The organism is Cellulomonas sp. HZM (assembly GCF_000708885.1).
Classification (GTDB): domain Bacteria; phylum Actinomycetota; class Actinomycetes; order Actinomycetales; family Cellulomonadaceae; genus Cellulomonas.
This window is the reverse complement of record NZ_JEOE01000001.1, coordinates 265,180-283,242: the sequence shown is the minus strand read 5'-3', so window position 1 is coordinate 283,242 and position 18,063 is coordinate 265,180. Positions and strand designations below refer to the sequence as shown.

Here is an 18,063-nt window from a genome sequence, read left to right as displayed (position 1 = left end):
AGGTCCGTCAGGCGACGGTCAGGCGCCGGTGCCGCGGTCCCGGCGGCGCAGGTAGCGCTCGAACTCCTGCGCGATCGCCTCACCGCTCGCCTCTGGCAGGTCGGCGGTGTCCTTCGCCTCCTCGAGCTGGCGCACGTACTCGCCGATGTCACCGTCCTCGCCCGCGAGCTCGTCGACCCCGGACTGCCACGCGGCGGCGTCGTCGGGCAGCTCGCCGAGCGGCACAGGCTCGCCCAGCAGCTCCTCGATGCGGTGCAGCAGCGCGAGCGTGGCCTTGGGCGACGGCGGGTGCGCGACGTAGTGCGGCACCGCGGCCCACAGCGACAGCGCGTCGAGGCCCTTCGCGGCGGCCGCGTGCTGCAGGACTCCGACGATGCCGGTCGGCCCCTCGTACGTGTTCGGCTCGAGGTCCCAGCGCTCGCGCGCCGCGGTGTCGTCGCTCGTCGCCGTCACCGGGATCGGCCGGGTGTGCGGCACGTCCGCGAGCAGGGCGCCGACCGTGACGACGGTCCGCACCCCGAGCTGCGCGGCGATGTCGAGCAGCTCGCCGCAGTACCGGCGCCAGCGCATCGACGGCTCGATGCCGTGCACCAGCACCACCGTGCGGCCGGACGGCGTGGTCGCGACGGCGACGGCGGTCGTCGGCCACGTGATCTCGCGGCCGCCGTCAGGGCCGATCCCGATCTGCGGGCGGTTGACCTGGAAGTCGTGGTACTCCTCCGGGTCCAGCTCGTCGACCTGCTCCGCGCCCCACACGTCGTGCAGGTGCTCGAGCGCCTGGGTGGCGGCGGAGCCCGCGTCGTTCCATCCCTCGAAGGCCGCGAGCAGCACCGGGCCGTCGGCCTGCGGCGGCGTCGGGTCGTCGGGGGTCTGCGGGGGCGTCGTGCTCATCGGCCCAGCGTAGGACCCTCGTCGGGCCGGGCACGGGATCTCGGCTCGTACGATGGACCGATGCCTCGCACACCCTCCGCCTCGTCCGTCGCGCCCGCCCGGGTCCCCGCCGCAGTCCTGTGGGACATGGACGGGACGTTGATCGACACGGAGCCGATGTGGATCGGCGCCGAGATCGAGCTGGTGAGCCGGTTCGGCGGGACCTGGACGCACGAGGACGGGCTCGGGCTCGTCGGCAACCCGATGCTCGTCTCGGCCCGGACGCTGCAGGACCGCGGTGTGGACCTGCCGGTCGACGAGATCGTCGACTTCCTCAACGAGAGTGTCGCCGCCGGCGTGGCGCGGCAGGTGCCGTGGCAGCCCGGCGCGCGCGAGCTGCTCGACGAGATCGCGGCCGCCGGGATCCGGATGGCGCTCGTGACGTCATCGTTCCGCATGCTGGCCGAGCCGTTCGCGCGCGCGGCGGGCTGCTTCGACGTCGTCGTGAGCGGCGACGAGGTGGTCAACAAGCCCGACCCGGAGCCCTACCTCACGGCCGCGCGCCTGCTCGGCGTGGCGATCGAGGACTGCGTCGCGGTCGAGGACTCGCGCGCGGGCATCACGTCCGCGCTCGCGTCCGGTGCGCGCACGGTCGGGGTCGAGGTGTTCCAGGCGATCGAACCCCGTCCGGGCCTCGTGCGGGTCCGGTCCCTCACCGAGCTGTCGATCGAGCGTCTCGAGCGCATCGCCGCGGGCGAGCGGGACGGCGTCGAGGTCGCCTGACCCGTGCGCGGGCGCGGCCCGCGGACCGGCCGCGCCGATTCGTCGGTCCGCTCAGGCCGCGGGAACCACGCCCGTCGCGCGTTCGACCGCCCCCTCAGGAACCTCCGGTGGTGTGCCGCCGAACGCCGGGCACAGGGCACGGAACGAGCACCAGTCGCACAGCTTCGACGTGCGCGGCCGCCACTCGCCGGTGCGCGCGGTCTCCTGGATCCCGGCCCAGATGGACCGGATGCGTGCCTCGAAGGTGGCCATCTCCGCCTCGGACGGCTCGTGCTGCACGACGACGCCGTCGCCGAGGTACTCGAGCTGCAGCCGCTTGGGCAGCACGCCGCGGGTGCGCCAGATGACGTACGCGTAGAAGCGCATCTGGAAGAGCGCCGAGCTCTCGAACCCGGCGCGCGGCGAGCGGCCCGTCTTGTAGTCGACGACGCGCACCCAGCCGTTGGGTGCAACGTCCACCCGGTCGACGATGCCGCGCAGCTCCGGACCGTCCTCGAGCTCGACGCGCACCGAGAGCTCGCGCTCGCGCGGCTCGAGCCGCGTCGGGTCCTCGAGCGTGAAGTACGTGCCGAGCAGCGATCGCGCACCCGCGAGCCACTCGAGCACCTCGTCGTCCGTGCCGAACAGCTCCTCGACGCGCGGGTCCTGCTCGCGCAGCACCTCCCACTGCACCGGCACGAGCGCGCGCGCGGCGTCGAGCGTGCGCTCGGGCGCCGGGAGGGCGAACAGGTGCTCGAGCACGGCGTGCACCAGCGTCCCGCGTGCCGCGGCCGGGCTCGCCGGCTCGGGCAGCCGGTCGATCACGCGGAACCGGAACAGCTGCGGGCACTGCAGGAAGTCGTTGGTGCGCGACGGCGACAGCCCCGGACGTGAGGGGCGCCGCGGCTGCTCGGCGGCGATCGCGTCGTCGACCGCCTCGTCCACGGCCTCGTCCGCCACCTGCGCGCTCGTCGGCTCGGCCTCGGCCGTCTGCTCCACCTGCTCCACGCGACGACCGTACGACGAGCCACCGACACGCACGCGCAGGACACGGTCGGCCGACGGCGTGGAGACGGGCGAGCAGGGGACCGGCGCGCGGGTACGGCACCTACGCTGAGACCCATGAGCTCCCCCCAGCCGCCCGGCCGGCGCACCAAGGGCTGGGTCGTCGGCCACGTCGTCGGCGCGCCCGTGATCCTCGCGCCCAGCTGGGTCGTCGCGGCCGTCGTCCTGACGCTCGTCGTCGCTCCCAGCGTGCGTCGGCAGGCCGGTGACCTGGGGGCCGGCGTGTACGTGGTCGCCGCCGCGTTCGTGCTGCTGCTGTTCGGGTCGGTGCTGGTGCACGAGCTCGCGCACGGCCTCGTCGCACGCGCTCGGGGTCAGCAGCCGCACGAGTTCGTGCTGACGCTCTGGGGCGGCCACACGTCGTTCGGTGGCGCGGCGCCCACACCCGCGACGAGCGCGCTCGTCGCCGTCGTCGGACCGGTCGCCAACCTCGTGCTCGCGGTCGGCTTCCTGCTCGCAGGACGCGCGTTCGACCCCTGGAGCGTGACCGGGCTCCTGCTCTACTCCGGGGCGGTGTCGAACGGGTTCGTCGGCGTCTTCAACCTGATCCCGGGGCTCCCGCTCGACGGGGGCCGCGTGCTGGAGGCGGCCGTGTGGGCCGTGACGAAGGACCGGCACCGCGGCACCATCGCGGCGGGCTGGACCGGTCGTGCGGTCGCGGTCCTGCTGTTCGCGTGGGCGCTCGGCTGGCCGCTGCTGCGCGGGTTCGAGCCGAACCTCGTGAACGTCGTCTGGACCGCGTTCATCGCGGCGTTCCTGTGGTCGGGAGCGAGCGCGGCGGTCAAGGTCGGCACGGTGCACCGTGCGGTCGACGCGATGACCGTCGGCTCGATCGCGACGCCCGCGGTCGGTGTCCCGCACGACGACACGGTCGCGCACGCGGGTGCCACGGCCGCGGCGCTCGGTGCGCAGGAGGTCGTGCTGCTCGCCCCGGACGGCAGGCCGGCCGCCTACGTCGACCGGGGCGCCGCGGCGGCGGTCCCCGCCGACGTCGCCGGGACGACGCCGTTGACGAGCGTGTCGGTGGGGCTACCGGTCGGGGCGGTCGTCGACGGCTCGCTCGAGGGCGCAGCGCTGCTCGAGGCGCTGAGCCAGGCGTCGCGCTGGTCGCCCGTGCTCGTCGCGATGGTCGACGGGCGCGTCGTCGGGCTCATCCGCACGTCCGACGTCGTCGCGGCGATGCGCGCGTGACCCTGGTGCGTCGGAGGCGCGTCGTCCTCGTCGTCGTCCTCGTCGTCGTCAGGCCGACGTAGGGCCCGGCCGCGCCACCTAGACTCGTCGGCCGTGAGCACACAGACGCCCGACAGCCCGCAGCCCGACGGCCCGACGGGAGCCGCGCGGCGCCGCGGACCGCTGCGCGTGGGAGACAAGGTCCAGCTCACCGACCCGCGCGGTCGCCTGCACACCATCACGCTGCACCCCGACGGTGCGTTCCACACGCACCGCGGCTACTTCCGGCACACCGAGCTCATCGGCGCCGACGAGGGCACCGTGGTGCGCAGCTCCGGGGGGACCGAGTACCTGGCGCTGAGGCCGCTGCTGTCGGACTACGTCCTGTCGATGCCGCGCGGTGCGGCCGTGGTCTACCCCAAGGACGCCGGCCAGATCGTCGCGATGGCCGACATCTACCCGGGTGCGCGCGTGATCGAGGCCGGCGTCGGCTCGGGCGCCCTCACGATGTCGCTCCTGCGCGCCGTGGGCGACGGGGGCAGCCTGCACTCGATCGAGCGGCGCGAGGACTTCGCCGCGATCGCGCGGGGGAACGTCGAGGAGCAGTTCGGCGGTCCGCACCCGGCCTGGTCGTTGTCGGTGGGGGACCTCGCGGACGTGCTGCCGCAGGTCGCGGAGCGTGGCTCGGTGGACCGGGTGGTGCTCGACATGCTCGCGCCGTGGGAGAACCTCGAGGTGGTCGCGGACGCGCTCGCCCCCGGCGGCGTGCTGATCTGCTACGTCGCGACCACCACGCAGCTGTCGCGGCTGGCCGAGGACCTGCGCACCGACGGTCGCTACACCGAGCCCGAGGCGTGGGAGTCGATGGTGCGTGGCTGGCACCTCGAGGGTCTCGCCGTGCGTCCGCAGCACCGGATGATCGGCCACACCGGCTTCCTGCTCACGGTCCGGCGGCTCGCGGACGGGGTCGAGGCGCCGCTGCGACGCCGTCGGCCCGCGAAGGGCGCCTACCCGGTGGCTCCCGACGGAGCACCCGTCGAGGACGCCGAGCTGTGGACGCCCGAGGCGCTCGGCGAGCGCGAGGTGTCGGACAAGAAGGTGCGCAGGGTGCGCCGCGACCTCGAGGCCCGTACCGAGGACTGAGACATTCGCGTCCACGGGCGTGCGACCGGTCACGGTCCGGCCACAACTCGGCCCGTCGCGCGGCAGGTGCCCAGGCGGCGTGGTTAGGGTTCTCGGACCGGCGGCCTCACACCGGCCGCCTCGACGGGACGGAGGCCACTCATGACCGAACCCACGCCCGGACGAGAGCTGCACCGCGAGCTCGCGGTGCTCGCAGCCAAGAACGAGCGGCTCACCGAGGCGCTCGTGGCGGCACGCGAGCAGATCGTCGAGCTCAAGCGCCAGGTCGACGACCTCGCGAAGCCGCCGGGGACGTACGCCACGTTCCTCGCCGCACGTGCCGACGGCAGCGTCGACATCGTCTCCGCGGGCCGCAAGATGCACGTCGGCGCGAGCCCTGCGCTCGACCTCGCGCGGTTGCGCCCCGGCCAGGAGGTCATGCTCAACGAGGCGCTCACGGTCGTCGAGGCGGGCGGCTACGAGAAGGTCGGTGAGATCGTCACCGTCAAGGAGATGCTCGACGAGGACCGCGCGCTGGTCGTCGGCCGCGGCGACGAGGAGCGCGTGGTGCGCTTCGCCGGGCAGGTGCGCGAGGGCGGGGTGCGCGTCGGGGACGCCCTGACGATCGACTCGCGCAGCGGGTTCGTGTTCGAGGTGATCCCGCGGGCCGAGGTCGAGGACCTCGTGCTCGAGGAGGTCCCGGACATCCAGTACGAGGACATCGGTGGGCTCGGGCCGCAGATCGAGGCGATCCGCGACGCGGTCGAGCTGCCGTTCCTGCACCCGGAGCTGTTCCGCGAGCACGGGCTCAAACCGCCCAAGGGCGTGCTGCTGTACGGCCCTCCCGGGTGCGGCAAGACCCTCATCGCGAAGGCGGTCGCGCACTCGCTCGCCGCGACCGCTGCCCGGGCACGCGGCGAGGACGTGACCGACGCGCGCAGCTACTTCCTCAACGTCAAGGGTCCCGAGCTGCTCAACAAGTACGTCGGCGAGACCGAGCGGCACATCCGACTGATCTTCGCCCGCGCACGGGAGAAGGCGTCGCAGGGGCACCCCGTCGTGGTGTTCTTCGACGAGATGGAGTCGCTGTTCCGCACGCGTGGCACCGGGGTCTCGAGCGACGTCGAGACGACGATCGTGCCCCAGCTGCTCGCGGAGATCGACGGTGTCGAGCGGCTCGACAACGTCATCGTCATCGGCGCCTCGAACCGCGAGGACATGATCGACCCCGCGATCCTGCGGCCCGGCCGGCTCGACGTGAAGATCAAGATCGAGCGGCCCGACGCCGAGGGTGCGCGAGAGATCTTCGGCAAGTACCTCACGGCCGACCTGCCGATCCACGCCGACGACCTCGCGGAGCACGGTGGATCGCCCGGCGCCGCGGTCGAGGCGATGGTCACGCGCGTCGTCGAGCGCATGTACACCGAGAGCGACGAGAACCGCTTCCTCGAGGTGACCTACGCGAGCGGCGACAAGGAGATCCTGTACTTCAAGGACTTCAACTCGGGCGCGATGATCCAGAACGTCGTCGACCGGGCCAAGAAGTCCGCGATCAAGGACCTGCTCTCGACGGGTCAGCGGGGCATCCGCGTCGACCACCTGCTCACGGCGTGCGTCGACGAGTTCAAGGAGAACGAGGACCTCCCGAACACCACCAACCCCGACGACTGGGCACGCATCTCCGGCAAGAAGGGGGAGCGCATCGTGTTCATCCGCACGATCGTCCAGGGCAAGAAGGGCACCGAGGGCTCGCGCACTATCGAGAACGTCACGAGCACCGGTCAGTACCTGTAGCGCGGCGCCCGCCCCGCACGCCACCGACCGGCGGCCGACCCGACACGGGTCGGCCGCCGGTGCCCTGCCCCCTCGGTGAGGGGAGCGGGTGCCGTGGACGTGCGCGACCTGGGGGTCGGGGTGCGGCCTAGGGTGGGCGCGTGAGCGTGCGTCGCGTGATGGGGATCGAGACCGAGTACGGCGTGCTGCAGCCCGGCCGCCCGATGGCCAACCCCATGCTGCTCAGCAGCCACGTCGTCGCGGTCCACGCGGCCCGCGAGCCGGGACGCACCAAGGCCCGCTGGGACTACGACGACGAGGACCCGCTGCACGACGCACGTGGCTTCCACCTGCAGCGAGCGTCGGCGCACCCGTCGCTGCTCACCGACGACCCGGCGCGGCCGGCGCCGTCGGGCGACGGGCCGCTCGAGGTCGAGCGGCCGGCCGTCGAGGAGTACGAGGACCCGGGCGCGGCCAACGTGATCCTCACCAACGGCGCACGTCTGTACGTGGACCACGCGCACCCGGAGTACTCCTCGCCCGAGGTGACCAACCCGCTCGACGCCGTGCTCTGGGACCGCGCAGGCGAGCTCGTGATGCTCTCGTCGGTCCGCGCGCTCATGTCCAACCCGGCGCTGCCGGACGTGACGCTCTACAAGAACAACGTCGACGGCAAGGGTGCGACGTACGGCACCCATGAGAACTACCTCGTCGACCGTGCGGTGCCGTTCTCGGACCTCGCCGCGAGGATCACGCCGTTCCTCGTGACGCGTCCGGTCTTCGCGGGCGCGGGACGCGTCGGCATCGGCCAGCGCGGCGAGCAGGCAGGCTTCCAGCTCTCGCAGCGTGCGGACTACGTCGAGGCGGAGGTCGGGCTCGAGACGACGCTGCGGCGCCCGATCGTCAACACGCGCGACGAACCGCACGCGGACCCGGCGCGGTGGCGACGTCTGCACGTGATCGTGGGGGACGCGACGATGCTCGAGGTCGCGACGTACCTGCGGCTCGGGACGGCGTCGCTCGTGCTGTGGCTCGTCGAGCGCGCAGTGGCCGAGGGCGGCGCCGGCGGTGCGCTGGCTGCGATCGACCGGCTCGCGCTGCGCGACCCGGTGGGTGCGACGCACGAGGTCAGCCACGACCTGACGCTCACGACGCGCCTCGAGCTCGTCGACGGCCGGCGGCTCACCGCGCTCGAGATCCAGCGCGAGTACCTCGACGCGGTCCGCTCCGCCATCGAGCACGTGGGCGACGAGCCCGACGAGCAGACCGCGGACGTCCTTGACCGCTGGGGCTCGCTGCTGGACCGGCTCGCGCAGGACCCGGCGTCGTGCGCGCGCGAGGTCGAGTGGCTCGCGAAGCTGCGTCTGCTCGAGGGGATGCGCCGGCGCGACCGGCTCGCGTGGGACCACCCCAGGCTCGCGGCCGTGGACCTGCAGTGGTCCGACGTGCGCCCCGAGCGGGGGCTGTACCACCGGCTCGTGGCCGCGGGTGCGGTCGAGACGCTCGTCGCCCCGGACCAGGTCGAACGCGCCGTCGCCCACCCCCCGACGGACACGCGCGCCTACTTCCGAGGTGAGGCGGTGGCCCGCTACGCCGGGCAGATCTCGGCCGCCTCGTGGGACTCGGTCGTCTTCGACGTGCCCGGCGCAGCGACGCTGCAGCGCGTGCCGATGCGCGACCCGCTGCGCGGCACGCAGGCGCACGTCGGGGGGCTGCTCGAGGCGAGCCCCGACGCCGCGAGCCTGCTGGCGGCGCTCGGCGCCTGACCCGGTGACCGGCCCGTGGGACCGTTCGCCCCCGGTGCAGGCGTGACGAACTAGGGTGGTGCACGGGCCCACCCGAGCGGACCGCAGGAGGTCGACATGGCTGGTCAGGAACGTGTCCACACCCGTCGCGACGACGAGGAGCCGGACGACGCGCCCGTCCCCGCGGCTCCGTCCGCGCAGCAGCGCGACGCCGACGTCGACGCACTGCTCGACGAGATCGACGACGTGCTCGAGTCCAACGCCGAGCAGTTCGTGCGCGGCTTCGTCCAGAAGGGCGGTCAGTGACCGCCCATGACGCACGCTGACCCGTCCGCCTCCGGGCGGCTGCCGCACGCGTTCACCACGCCGGGCTCGTCGTCGTTCGTCGACTTCCTCGCGGGGCACGCACCCGACCTGCTGCCCGGCAACCGCCCGGTGCCGGCGGGAGAGGTGCTCGCGCCGCACGGCACGACGATCGTCGCGCTCACGTTCGACGGTGGTGTCGTGCTCGCGGGGGACCGCCGCGCCACGATGGGCTCGATGATCGCGAGCCGCGAGATCGAGAAGGTGTTCCCGGCCGACGAGTACTCGGCCGTCGGCATCGCGGGGACCGCGGGGCTCGCGGTGGAGCTGGTCAGGCTGTTCCAGCTCGAGCTCGAGCACTACGAGAAGATCGAGGGAAGCCTGCTGTCGCTCGACGGCAAGGCCAACCGGCTCGCGACGATGATCCGCGGCAACCTCGGGCTCGCGATGCAGGGTCTGGCCGTGGTGCCGCTGTTCGGCGGCTACGACCTCGACCGACGCGTGGGGCGGATCTTCTCCTACGACGTCACCGGCGGCCGGTACGAGGAGCACGACCACCACGCGGTGGGGTCCGGGTCGGTGTTCGCGCGCGGCTCGCTGAAGAAGCTGTGGCGCCCGGGCATGGGGGCCGACGACGCCGTGCGGGTCGCGTTCGAGGCGCTCGTCGACGCCGCGGACGACGACTCCGCGACCGGTGGTCCCGACAGCACGCGTCGCATCTGGCCGGTCGTCGCGACCGTGACCGAGGCCGGCTACCTGCGCGTCGGGGACGACCAGCTGGCCACGGTCGCCGCCGCGTCCGAGGAGCGTCGCCGCACCGAGCACACGGACCGTGGGGGTGCCCGATGAGCATGCCGTTCTACGTCTCGCCCGAACAGCTCATGAAGGACCGGGCGGACTACGCACGCAAGGGCATCGCGCGCGGACGCTCGGTCGTCGTCGTGCAGTACGACGACGGGATCGCGTTCGCGACGGAGAACTCGTCCCGCGCGCTGCACAAGGTCTCCGAGATCTACGACCGCATCGCGTTCGCGGCGGTCGGCAAGTACAACGAGTTCGAGAACCTGCGGGTCGCCGGTGTGCGCTACGCGGACCTGCGGGGCTACTCCTACGACCGTGTGGACGTCACGGCCCGTGGGCTGGCCAACGCGTACGCGCAGACGCTCGGCACGGTGTTCACCACCGAGTCCAAGCCGCTCGAGGTCGAGCTCGTGGTGGCCGAGGTCGGCCGCGACGCCGACGGCGACCAGATCTACCGGCTGGCGTACGACGGCTCGGTGACCGACGAGCACGGCTGGGTCGTGATGGGTGGCCAGGCGGAACGGCTCGGAGCGGTCGTCGGCGAGGAGTGGCGCTCGGGCCTGTCGCTGCGCGAGGTGCTCGCGGTCGCGGTCGGGGCCCTCGGCGCACCCGCCGAGGACGGCGGAGAGCAGCGCTCGATCCCGGCGTCGCAGCTCGAGGTCGCGGTGCTCGACCGCACGCGCCCGCGACGGGCTTTCCGGCGGTTGCAGGGTGCGCTGCTCGAGGACCTGCTGCGGGCCTGAGCACAGCAGGGCCGGCACGCGCCGACGCAGGCCAGAGCAGGGCAGACGGGAGGGGACGGGCGTGGACAAGCGGATCTTCGGTCTCGAGACCGAGTACGGCGTGACGTGCGCGGCGACGGACGGGCGTGGGCTCTCGGCCGACGAGGTCGCCCGGTACCTGTTCCGCAAGGTCGTCGCGTGGGGCCGCTCGTCGAACGTGTTCCTGCGCAACGGCTCGCGGCTGTACCTCGACGTCGGCTCGCACCCCGAGTACGCGACCGCCGAGTGCGACGACGTGCGCCAGCTCATCACGCACGACCGTGGCGGCGAACGCATCCTCGAGGGCCTCGTCGCGGACGCGCAGCAGCGGCTCGAGCACGAGGGCCTGCCGGGCCGCATCCACCTCTTCAAGAACAACACGGACTCCGCGGGCAACTCCTACGGCTGCCACGAGAACTACCTCGTGCGCCGCCAGGGCGACTTCGGGCGACTGTCCGACGTGCTCGTGCCGTTCCTCATCACCCGCCAGGTGCTGACCGGTGCGGGCAAGGTGCTCACCACGCCCCGCGGAGCCGTGTACTGCCTCTCGCAGCGCGCCGACCACATCTGGGAGGCGGTCTCGAGCGCGACCACTCGGTCGCGCCCCATCATCAACACGCGCGACGAGCCGCACGCCGACGCCGAGCACTTCCGCCGGCTGCACGTGATCGTGGGGGACTCGTCGATGGCGGAGCCGACCACGATGCTGAAGGTCGGCGCGACCGACCTCGTCCTCAGGCTCATCGAGGCCGGCATCCCGATGCGTGACCTGACGCTGGAGAACCCGATCCGGGCGATCCGTGAGATCAGCCACGACATGACGGGAACCCAGCAGGTCACGCTCGCGAACGGCCGCACCGCGACGGCGATCGACCTGCAGGAGGAGTACCTGGGCCGCGTCGTCGACCACGTCGACCAGCACGGCGGGCCGACGCCCGAGGTCAAGCAGGTGCTGGACCTGTGGGAGCGCGGGCTGCGCGCGCTGCGCACCGGGGACCTCTCGCTCGTCGACCGCGAGCTCGACTGGGTCATCAAGTACCGCCTGATCGAGCGGTACCGGGCCAAGCACGGCCTCGAGCTGTCGGACGTCCGCGTGCAGCGCCTCGACCTCGCGTACCACGACATCTCGCGCACCGAGGGTCTGTACAACCTGCTCGCGGCGAAGGGTCTGGTCGAACGCGTGACCACCGACCTCGAGGTGTTCGAGGCCACGGCTGTCCCGCCGCAGACCACACGAGCGAAGCTCCGCGGCGACTTCGTCCGGGCGGCGCAGGAGGCCCGCCGCGACTACACGGTGGACTGGGTCCATCTCAAGCTCAACGACCAGGCGCAGCGCACGGTCCTGTGCAAGGACCCGTTCCGCAACGTCGACGAGCGCGTCGAGCGGCTCATCGAGTCCATGTAACCGCCCCGCGGGCGTTCCCAGCGGGCTGCCAGCGTGCCCACGTACAGTGTCGCGGTCCGCCGCGGCCCGCCCTGGGTCGGGCGCGGCACCAGATCCATCACCACGGCGGAAGGGACGACGTGCGACGACCCCGGGGCGTGTGGGCGCTCGCGCTGGCGACGCTGCTCCTCGCGGGCTGCAGCGGGGCCGACGAGGCGCCGCCGGACATCACCGTCTCGGGGGACCCCGGCGCGGCGCCGACGGTCACGTACATCACGCCGCTCGACCTCTCGTCGACCTACCGCGCGACGGTGTGGCCCGGGACGGGGCCCGAGCTCGTCGACGACAAGCCGATCCTGCTCGACTACTGGATCGAGGACGGCACCGACGGCTCGCTCGTGCGCGAGAGCTACTCGACCAGCCCGGTGACGCGCACGCTGACCAAGGCCGACCTGGGCACGGACCTCTACGAGACGCTGCGCGGCCAGGACGTGGGTGCCCGGCTGGTGCAGGCCACACCAGGAACCGGGACCGGGACGTCCGCGCACCCGAACGTGACCGTCGTCGACGTGCTGCCGACGCGAGCCCAGGGCCAGAAGGCTCCGAGCGCTCGCGACGACCTCCCGGCCGTGAAGCTGTCGTCGCAGGGCGCGCCGACGATCACCGCGACGGGCGGCAAGGCTCCGACCGAGCTCATCACGCAGCCGCTGATCCGTGGCACCGGCACCCAGGTCTCGGCGAGCGACACCGTGACCGTGCAGTACACGGGCTTCTCGTGGAAGACCGGCGAGGCGTTCGACAGCACCTGGGAGCAGGGCATCCCGGTGTCCTTCTCGTTGCAGGACGTGCCCACGTGGTCCGAGGCGCTCGTGGACCAGCCGGTGGGCAGCCAGGTCATGGTCGTCGTCCCGCCCACGTACCCGCTGGGCGCGACGCAGAGCAAGGCGCTCAAGGACCAGACGGTCGTGTTCGTGATCGACATCCTCGCCACCTCGACCCCGCAAGGAGCCGGCTCGTGACACTCGCGCTGCGCGTCATCCCGTGCCTCGACGTCGACGCGGGGCGCGTCGTCAAAGGCGTCAACTTCGAGAACCTCCGTGACGCGGGCGATCCCGTCGAGCTCGCGCACCGCTACGACGGCGAGGGAGCCGACGAGCTGACCTTCCTCGACGTCTCCGCGTCGTCGGGCGACCGCGAGACCACCTACGACGTGGTGCGACGCACCGCCGAGGAGGTGTTCGTGCCACTGACGGTCGGCGGCGGTGTCCGGTCGGCCGACGACGTCGACCGGCTGCTGCGCGCCGGTGCCGACAAGGTCGGCGTCAACACCGCCGCGATCGCGCGACCCGAGCTCGTCTCGGAGATCGCGCGGCGGTTCGGCTCCCAGGTGCTCGTGCTGTCGGTCGACGCCCGGCGCGTGGTCGACGGGCCGCCCACGGCCTCCGGGTACGAGGTGACGACGCACGGTGGGCGACGTGGGACGGGCATCGACGCCGTCGACTGGGCGGCGCGGGCGGCCGAGCTGGGCGCGGGGGAGATCCTGCTCAACTCCATGGACGCCGACGGCACCACGGCCGGCTTCGACCTGACGATGCTGCGCGACGTGCGTGCCAGGGTCGACGTGCCTCTCATCGCGAGCGGCGGGGCAGGGACGCCCGAGCACTTCGTCGAGGCGGCCCGCGCGGGCGCGGACGCCGTGCTCGCAGCGAGCGTCTTCCACTTCGGGACGCTCACGATCGGTGCGGTGAAGGACTCTCTGCGGGCCGCGGGCGTGACCGTCCGCTGACCTCGCGTCAGCGCGTCGGCAGCAGTGCGGTGAGGGCGTCGACGTCGTCGGGAGCGCCCTCGATCGTCACGTCGGTGGCCGCGCCGCGCCCGAGCAGGTAGAGCACGATCTCGCCGACGTCGCCGCGCACGACGGCGGTCCCGTGCCCCTTGTGCGGCCCGTGCACGCGTGCGCGCACGCCGTCGCCGCGGACGAGCACGACTCCCGCGGGCACCTTGCGCAGCGCGAGCCCGGCGGCTCGGGTCGCCTGCTTCCACAACGCCTCGGCCAGGTCGGGGTCGAGCTCACGCGGCGGCACCGGACCGGCTCCCCGGCGGACGTCCTCGGCGTGCACGTAGAACTCGACGACGTTCGCGGCGTCTCCCGCCCAGTGCATCGGGTTCCACCGCGCCGGGCCCGCAGCAACACGGTCCACGAGCTCCAGGTACGACGTCTCGTCGGTCGCGGTCGCGGCGAGCCTGTCCACCTTCGCGTCCGCGACACCGGCCAGACCGGGGACGACGAGCCCCGCCCCGAACGACGCCGACGTCTCGCGGAGCACGACGTGCGCGGCCAGGTGCCGCGCCTCCCAGCCCTCGCACAGCGTCGGTGCGTCAGGGGTCGTGTCGCGCAGGGCGTCTGCGAGCTGGGCGCGCAGGGTCTCGTGCCAGGTCATCGCAGCATCGTCGCACGGACGGCGGCACCCCGCGCGGGGCCGGGTGCGGCCCGGGTGCGGCACGGCCTGCGGCCCGGGATCCAGGGCTCGGTGCACGCCCCGCACAAGGTTGCCCGCGGCACCGTGAGACGATGGCCGACCCCCGCCCGCGTCCCTGGGAGAGCTGTGCCCGTGCCCCTGCCCCCGACCGCTCGCCTCACCGGAGCCCCCGCGTTGCGGGGGGCACGACTGGTCGGTCGTGGGATCCGGTCGCACCCGTGGGTGTACGCGGCGGCGATCGGCGTCTCCGCGGTGTTCGGCGTCGCGACGGTCGGGGTGAGCCGCGTGCTCGGGTGGGCGACCGACGAGGTGGTCGTCCCGGCGCTGCAGGGCGATCCCGGCGCGCAGGCGAGGATCTGGCACGCCGGGTGGGTCGTCGCGGCGGTCGCTGCGACGCTGGCGGTGTCGGTGGCGCTGCGGCGAGTGCTCGCGGGGCTCGGATACGCGTTGCTCCAGGAGGACCACCGTCTCGCGGTCACCCGCCAGTACCTGCGGCTGCCGATGAGCTGGCACCGCCGCCACCCTGCGGGACAGCTGCTGTCGAACGCGGGCTCGGACGTCGAGGCGTCCACGACGATCTTCAACCCCTTGCCGTACGCGCTCGGCGTCGTCGCGATGATCGCCGTCGCGACGGTCCAGCTGGTGCGGACGGACGTGTGGATCGCGGTCGCGGCTCTCGCGACGCTGCCGCTCATGGTCGTCGCGAACCTGGTGTTCCAGCGCTGGATGTCTCCCGCGGTGTCGCGCGCGCAGCAGCTGCGGGCCGAGGTCGCGGACGTCGCGCACGAGAGCTTCGAGGCCGCGACCCTCGTGAAGTCGCTGGGCACGGCCGAGCGCGAGGCGGACCGTTTCGCCGAACGGGCGGGCCGCCTCGCGGCGGCGAACGTGCACGTGGGGGTCGTGCGGGCGTTCTTCGACCCGGTCGTCGACCTGCTGCCGAACCTGGGCACGCTCGCGGTGCTCGTCGTGGGCACAGCGCGCGTCGTGCACGGCGACGTCGGGACCGGTGCCGTGGTCGGCGCCGCGTACCTGCTCGCGCTCATGGCGGTCCCGGTGCGTGCGTTCGGGTGGGTGCTCGGCGACATGCCGCGCGCTCTCGTCGGCTGGGAGCGTGTCGCGCGCGTGCTCGACGCACGCGCCGACGAGCCGGTCGGTGACGTCGCATGGCGCCCTGCGGGCGCGGGCGCGCACGTCCGGCTCGAGCACGTGACCCGGACCGTCGCCGCGGTGGACGGCACGATCGACCTGGTGCGCGACGTGGACCTCGACGTCGCGCCGGGCCGGGTCGTCGCGCTCGTCGGTCCGACGGGTGCGGGCAAGACGAGCCTCGTCGCGCTCGTGGCGCGGCTCGCCGACCCGAGCGTAGGCCGGGTGCTTCTCGACGGCATCGACCTGCGAGACATGGCGCCCGCCGACCTCGCCGAGCACGTCGCGTTCGTCTCGCAGCAGACGTTCGTCTTCGAGGACACCGTGCGGGGCAACGTGACCCTCGCGGACCCACCGGGCGCGCCGTCCGACGACGAGGTGTGGGCGGCGCTGCGGCTCGCACGCGTCGACGACGTGGTCCGCGCGCTCCCGGGCGACCTCGACGCCGCGCTGGGCGAGCGCGGTGCCAACCTCTCGGGCGGGCAGCGGCAGCGGCTCGCGCTGGCCCGCGCGCTGGTGCGTCGTCCGCGCGTCCTCGTGCTGGACGACGCGACGTCGGCGGTCGACCCGCGCATCGAGCAGGCCATCCTCACGGGGCTCCGCTCCGACGACTCGGCACCGACGGTCCTGCTCGTCGCGTACCGGATGTCGTCGGTCCTGCTGGCGGACGAGGTCGTGCACGTCGACGGCGGGCGCGTCGTCGACCGCGGCACGCACCGTGAGCTGCTGGAACGGGACGCGGGGTACCGCGAGCTCGCCACCGCGTACGAGCGTGAGTCGCGGCGGCGGGCGGACGAGCGCGCGGACGGGCGCGCGGACGAGAACCCGGTCGAGAACCCGGTCGAGAACCCGGTCGAGATCGAGGCCGCCCGATGAACCACGACCTCGCACCGGCGAGCACGCTCGGAGTCCTGGCGACCCTGCGCCGGGGCGTGCAGGTCTCGCCGCAGCTCGTCGAGGGCGCGGTCCTGACCGTCGTGCTCGCGGTGGTCGCCGCCGTCGGGCGGGTGCTGGTCCCGATCGCGGTGCAGCAGACGATCGACACGGGCATCCTCGGCGCGGCCGGCCCGGACGTCGCGCGGGTCGCGACGCTCGCGGCCCTCGCGGCGCTGGGCCTGGTCGTCGGCGCGGCGTGCTCGGCGTGGGTCAACGTGCGGCTGTTCCGTTCGAGCGAGGCGGGTCTGCTCGCGCTGCGCACGCGTGCGTTCCGCCACGTGCACGACCTGTCCGTCCTGACGCAGGGCTCCGAGCGTCGCGGCTCGCTGGTGTCGCGCGTGACGTCCGACGTCGACACCATCTCGCTGTTCGTGCAGTGGGGCGGGATCATGCTGCTGGTCAGCGTGCTGCAGATCGCGGTCGCGACGACGCTCATGGCGCTGTGGTCCTGGCAGCTCACGCTCCTGGTGTGGGTGGCGTTCGTCCCGCTGGTCCTCGTGCTGCAGCCGCTGCAGAAGCGCGTCAACGCGCGCTACGGCGTGGTCCGGGAGCGGTACGGCGCGATGCTGGGCGCGGTGTCCGAGTCGGTCGTGGGGGCGGAGACGATCCGGGCGTACGGTGCCGCGGCACGGACGCAGGGCCGAATCGACGCCGCAGTCGGCGGGCTGCGCAGGGCGATGGTCCGCGCCCAGAACCTCGTCTCGTCCGTGTTCGCGTCCGGAGTCCTCGTCGCGAACCTCGTGCTCGCGGTCGTCGTCGTCGCGGGCACGTACCTCGGTGTCGCGGGGCACGTCAGCGCGGGCCGCCTCGTCGCGTTCCTGTTCCTGGTCCAGCTGTTCACCGGCCCGGTGCAGATGGCGACCGAGGTTCTCAACGAGCTCCAGAACGCCACGGCCGGGTGGCGCCGTGTGCTGGGCGTCGTCGAGGCACCCGTGACGGTTCCCGACCCGGGGGAGCGCGGTCACGCGTCTCCCCGCGGACCGGCGCACGTCGAGCTGACGGGCGTCGACTTCTCGTACCCGGGCGGGCCGCCCGTGCTGCACGGCATCGACCTGGTGGTACCCGCCGGGTCCTCGGTCGCGGTCGTGGGGGCGACGGGATCGGGCAAGACGACCATCGCGCGGCTCGTCGCGCGGTTCGTCGACCCGGTCGCGGGTCGCGTGCTGCTGGACGGGGTCGACCTGCGCGACGTGCGCGACGGCGACCTGCGCCGGCGCGTGGTGCTCGTCCCGCAGGAAGGTTTCCTGTTCGACGGCACGGTCGGGGAGAACATCGCCTACGGCGTCCGATCCGTCGCCGAGGGTGGGTCGGCCCCGGCGGCGGCGCGGGCCGCGGTCGACGCGCTCGACCTCGCGGCGTGGGTCGACGAGCTCCCGGCGGGCCTGGCGACGCCGGTCGGGCAACGCGGCGAGCAGCTCTCGGCCGGTGAACGGCAGCTCGTCGCGCTCGCGCGGGCGTACCTCGCCGACGCCGACCTGCTGGTGCTCGACGAGGCGACGTCGGCGGTGGACCCCGCGACCGAGGTGCGCATCGCACGAGCGCTCGCGTCGCTCGCGCGCGGGCGGACGACGCTGACGATCGCGCACCGGCTCTCGACCGCGGAGGCCGCGGACCAGGTCGTGGTCGTCGAGGCCGGGCGTGTCGTCGAGCACGGCCGGCACGACGAGCTCGTCGTGCGCGACGGCGTGTACGCGGCGATGCACCGGGCATGGGTCGCGCAGACCCGCTGACACGCTGCTCTGCCC

General features: G+C 73.3%; 16 protein-coding genes. 13 read left to right on the top strand and 3 right to left on the bottom strand.

The features are described 5' to 3' along the window. Window positions 1–18: 18 nt before the first annotated feature. On the bottom strand, window positions 19–891 hold the full coding sequence (locus tag AW16_RS0101395; protein WP_029287509.1) for a PAC2 family protein: 873 nt from the start codon (window positions 889–891) through the stop codon (window positions 19–21). A gap of 60 nt (window positions 892–951) precedes the next feature. On the opposite strand from AW16_RS0101395, the gene AW16_RS0101390 reads away from it, so the two are divergent. Next, window positions 952–1,653: an HAD family phosphatase gene (locus tag AW16_RS0101390; RefSeq protein WP_051681553.1), complete on the top strand. Its 702-nt coding sequence runs from the start codon at window positions 952–954 to the stop codon at window positions 1,651–1,653. 51 nt (window positions 1,654–1,704) lie between these two features. Here the strand turns inward: AW16_RS0101390 and AW16_RS0101385 are convergent, their stop codons facing one another. Next, complete coding sequence (locus AW16_RS0101385) at window positions 1,705–2,553, bottom strand: PD-(D/E)XK nuclease family protein (protein WP_029287506.1); 849 nt, start codon at window positions 2,551–2,553, stop codon at window positions 1,705–1,707. Window positions 2,554–2,754: 201 nt separating this feature from the next. Here AW16_RS0101385 and AW16_RS0101380 point away from each other — a divergent pair, with 201 nt between their 5' ends. The 10 genes from AW16_RS0101380 (at window position 2,755) to hisF (ending at window position 13,542) form a co-directional block, all read left to right on the top strand. Beyond that, the gene (locus tag AW16_RS0101380; RefSeq protein ID WP_029287504.1) at window positions 2,755–3,888 is read left to right on the top strand and encodes a site-2 protease family protein; all 1,134 of its coding nucleotides are present in this window, start codon (window positions 2,755–2,757) and stop codon (window positions 3,886–3,888) included. Window positions 3,889–3,981: 93 nt separating this feature from the next. Beyond that, a complete protein-coding gene (locus tag AW16_RS0101375) occupies window positions 3,982–5,010 on the top strand; it encodes a tRNA (adenine-N1)-methyltransferase (protein ID WP_029287501.1) in 1,029 nt (342 codons plus the stop codon). A 141-nt stretch (window positions 5,011–5,151) separates the two neighbouring features. Next, the gene (gene arc / locus AW16_RS0101370; RefSeq protein ID WP_029287499.1) at window positions 5,152–6,783 is read left to right on the top strand and encodes a proteasome ATPase; all 1,632 of its coding nucleotides are present in this window, start codon (window positions 5,152–5,154) and stop codon (window positions 6,781–6,783) included. Window positions 6,784–6,923: 140 nt separating this feature from the next. Further along, the gene (dop, locus tag AW16_RS0101365; RefSeq protein WP_029287497.1) at window positions 6,924–8,528 is read left to right on the top strand and encodes a depupylase/deamidase Dop; all 1,605 of its coding nucleotides are present in this window, start codon (window positions 6,924–6,926) and stop codon (window positions 8,526–8,528) included. A gap of 96 nt (window positions 8,529–8,624) precedes the next feature. Further along, a complete protein-coding gene (locus tag AW16_RS0101360) occupies window positions 8,625–8,813 on the top strand; it encodes a ubiquitin-like protein Pup (RefSeq protein ID WP_029287495.1) in 189 nt (62 codons plus the stop codon). A 6-nt stretch (window positions 8,814–8,819) separates the two neighbouring features. Continuing rightward, window positions 8,820–9,659: a proteasome subunit beta gene (prcB, locus tag AW16_RS0101355; protein ID WP_029287493.1), complete on the top strand. Its 840-nt coding sequence runs from the start codon at window positions 8,820–8,822 to the stop codon at window positions 9,657–9,659. Then, on the top strand, window positions 9,656–10,354 hold the full coding sequence (gene prcA / locus AW16_RS0101350) for a proteasome subunit alpha (protein WP_029287491.1): 699 nt from the start codon (window positions 9,656–9,658) through the stop codon (window positions 10,352–10,354). The genes prcB and prcA overlap by 4 nt, the downstream gene beginning before the upstream one ends. A 61-nt stretch (window positions 10,355–10,415) precedes the next feature. Next, the gene (gene pafA / locus AW16_RS0101345; RefSeq protein WP_029287489.1) at window positions 10,416–11,777 is read left to right on the top strand and encodes a Pup--protein ligase; all 1,362 of its coding nucleotides are present in this window, start codon (window positions 10,416–10,418) and stop codon (window positions 11,775–11,777) included. Between the two features lie 119 nt (window positions 11,778–11,896). Further along, window positions 11,897–12,775 (top strand): FKBP-type peptidyl-prolyl cis-trans isomerase, encoded by an 879-nt coding sequence (locus AW16_RS0101340; protein WP_051681551.1) that lies wholly within the window; start codon window positions 11,897–11,899, stop codon window positions 12,773–12,775. Continuing rightward, on the top strand, window positions 12,772–13,542 hold the full coding sequence (hisF, locus tag AW16_RS0101335; protein ID WP_029287485.1) for an imidazole glycerol phosphate synthase subunit HisF: 771 nt from the start codon (window positions 12,772–12,774) through the stop codon (window positions 13,540–13,542). Before AW16_RS0101340 ends, hisF begins: the two co-directional genes overlap by 4 nt. 7 nt (window positions 13,543–13,549) lie before the next feature. Here hisF and AW16_RS0101330 read toward each other — a convergent pair whose 3' ends face one another. Then, window positions 13,550–14,197, bottom strand: coding sequence for a TIGR03085 family metal-binding protein (locus AW16_RS0101330; protein WP_029287483.1), 648 nt, complete (start codon window positions 14,195–14,197; stop codon window positions 13,550–13,552). 165 nt (window positions 14,198–14,362) lie between these two features. Here AW16_RS0101330 and AW16_RS0101325 point away from each other — a divergent pair, with 165 nt between their 5' ends. Together AW16_RS0101325 and AW16_RS0101320 are read left to right on the top strand one after the other, a co-directional pair. Continuing rightward, window positions 14,363–16,258, top strand: coding sequence for an ABC transporter ATP-binding protein (locus tag AW16_RS0101325; RefSeq protein ID WP_369794740.1), 1,896 nt, complete (start codon window positions 14,363–14,365; stop codon window positions 16,256–16,258). After that, on the top strand, window positions 16,255–18,048 hold the full coding sequence (locus AW16_RS0101320) for an ABC transporter ATP-binding protein (RefSeq protein WP_029287479.1): 1,794 nt from the start codon (window positions 16,255–16,257) through the stop codon (window positions 18,046–18,048). The genes AW16_RS0101325 and AW16_RS0101320 overlap by 4 nt, the downstream gene beginning before the upstream one ends. Window positions 18,049–18,063 lie beyond the last annotated feature (15 nt).

Coding starts and splice junctions, on each gene's coding strand:
- AW16_RS0101395 (WP_029287509.1), bottom strand. CDS start 891: ATGAGCACGACGCCCCCGCAGACCCCCGACGACCCGACGCCGCCGCAG.
- AW16_RS0101360 (WP_029287495.1), top strand. CDS start 8,625: ATGGCTGGTCAGGAACGTGTCCACACCCGTCGCGACGACGAGGAGCCG.
- AW16_RS0101380 (WP_029287504.1), top strand. CDS start 2,755: ATGAGCTCCCCCCAGCCGCCCGGCCGGCGCACCAAGGGCTGGGTCGTC.
- AW16_RS0101390 (WP_051681553.1), top strand. CDS start 952: ATGCCTCGCACACCCTCCGCCTCGTCCGTCGCGCCCGCCCGGGTCCCC.
- arc (WP_029287499.1), top strand. CDS start 5,152: ATGACCGAACCCACGCCCGGACGAGAGCTGCACCGCGAGCTCGCGGTG.
- AW16_RS0101330 (WP_029287483.1), bottom strand. CDS start 14,197: ATGACCTGGCACGAGACCCTGCGCGCCCAGCTCGCAGACGCCCTGCGC.
- prcB (WP_029287493.1), top strand. CDS start 8,820: ATGACGCACGCTGACCCGTCCGCCTCCGGGCGGCTGCCGCACGCGTTC.
- AW16_RS0101320 (WP_029287479.1), top strand. CDS start 16,255: ATGAACCACGACCTCGCACCGGCGAGCACGCTCGGAGTCCTGGCGACC.
- prcA (WP_029287491.1), top strand. CDS start 9,656: ATGAGCATGCCGTTCTACGTCTCGCCCGAACAGCTCATGAAGGACCGG.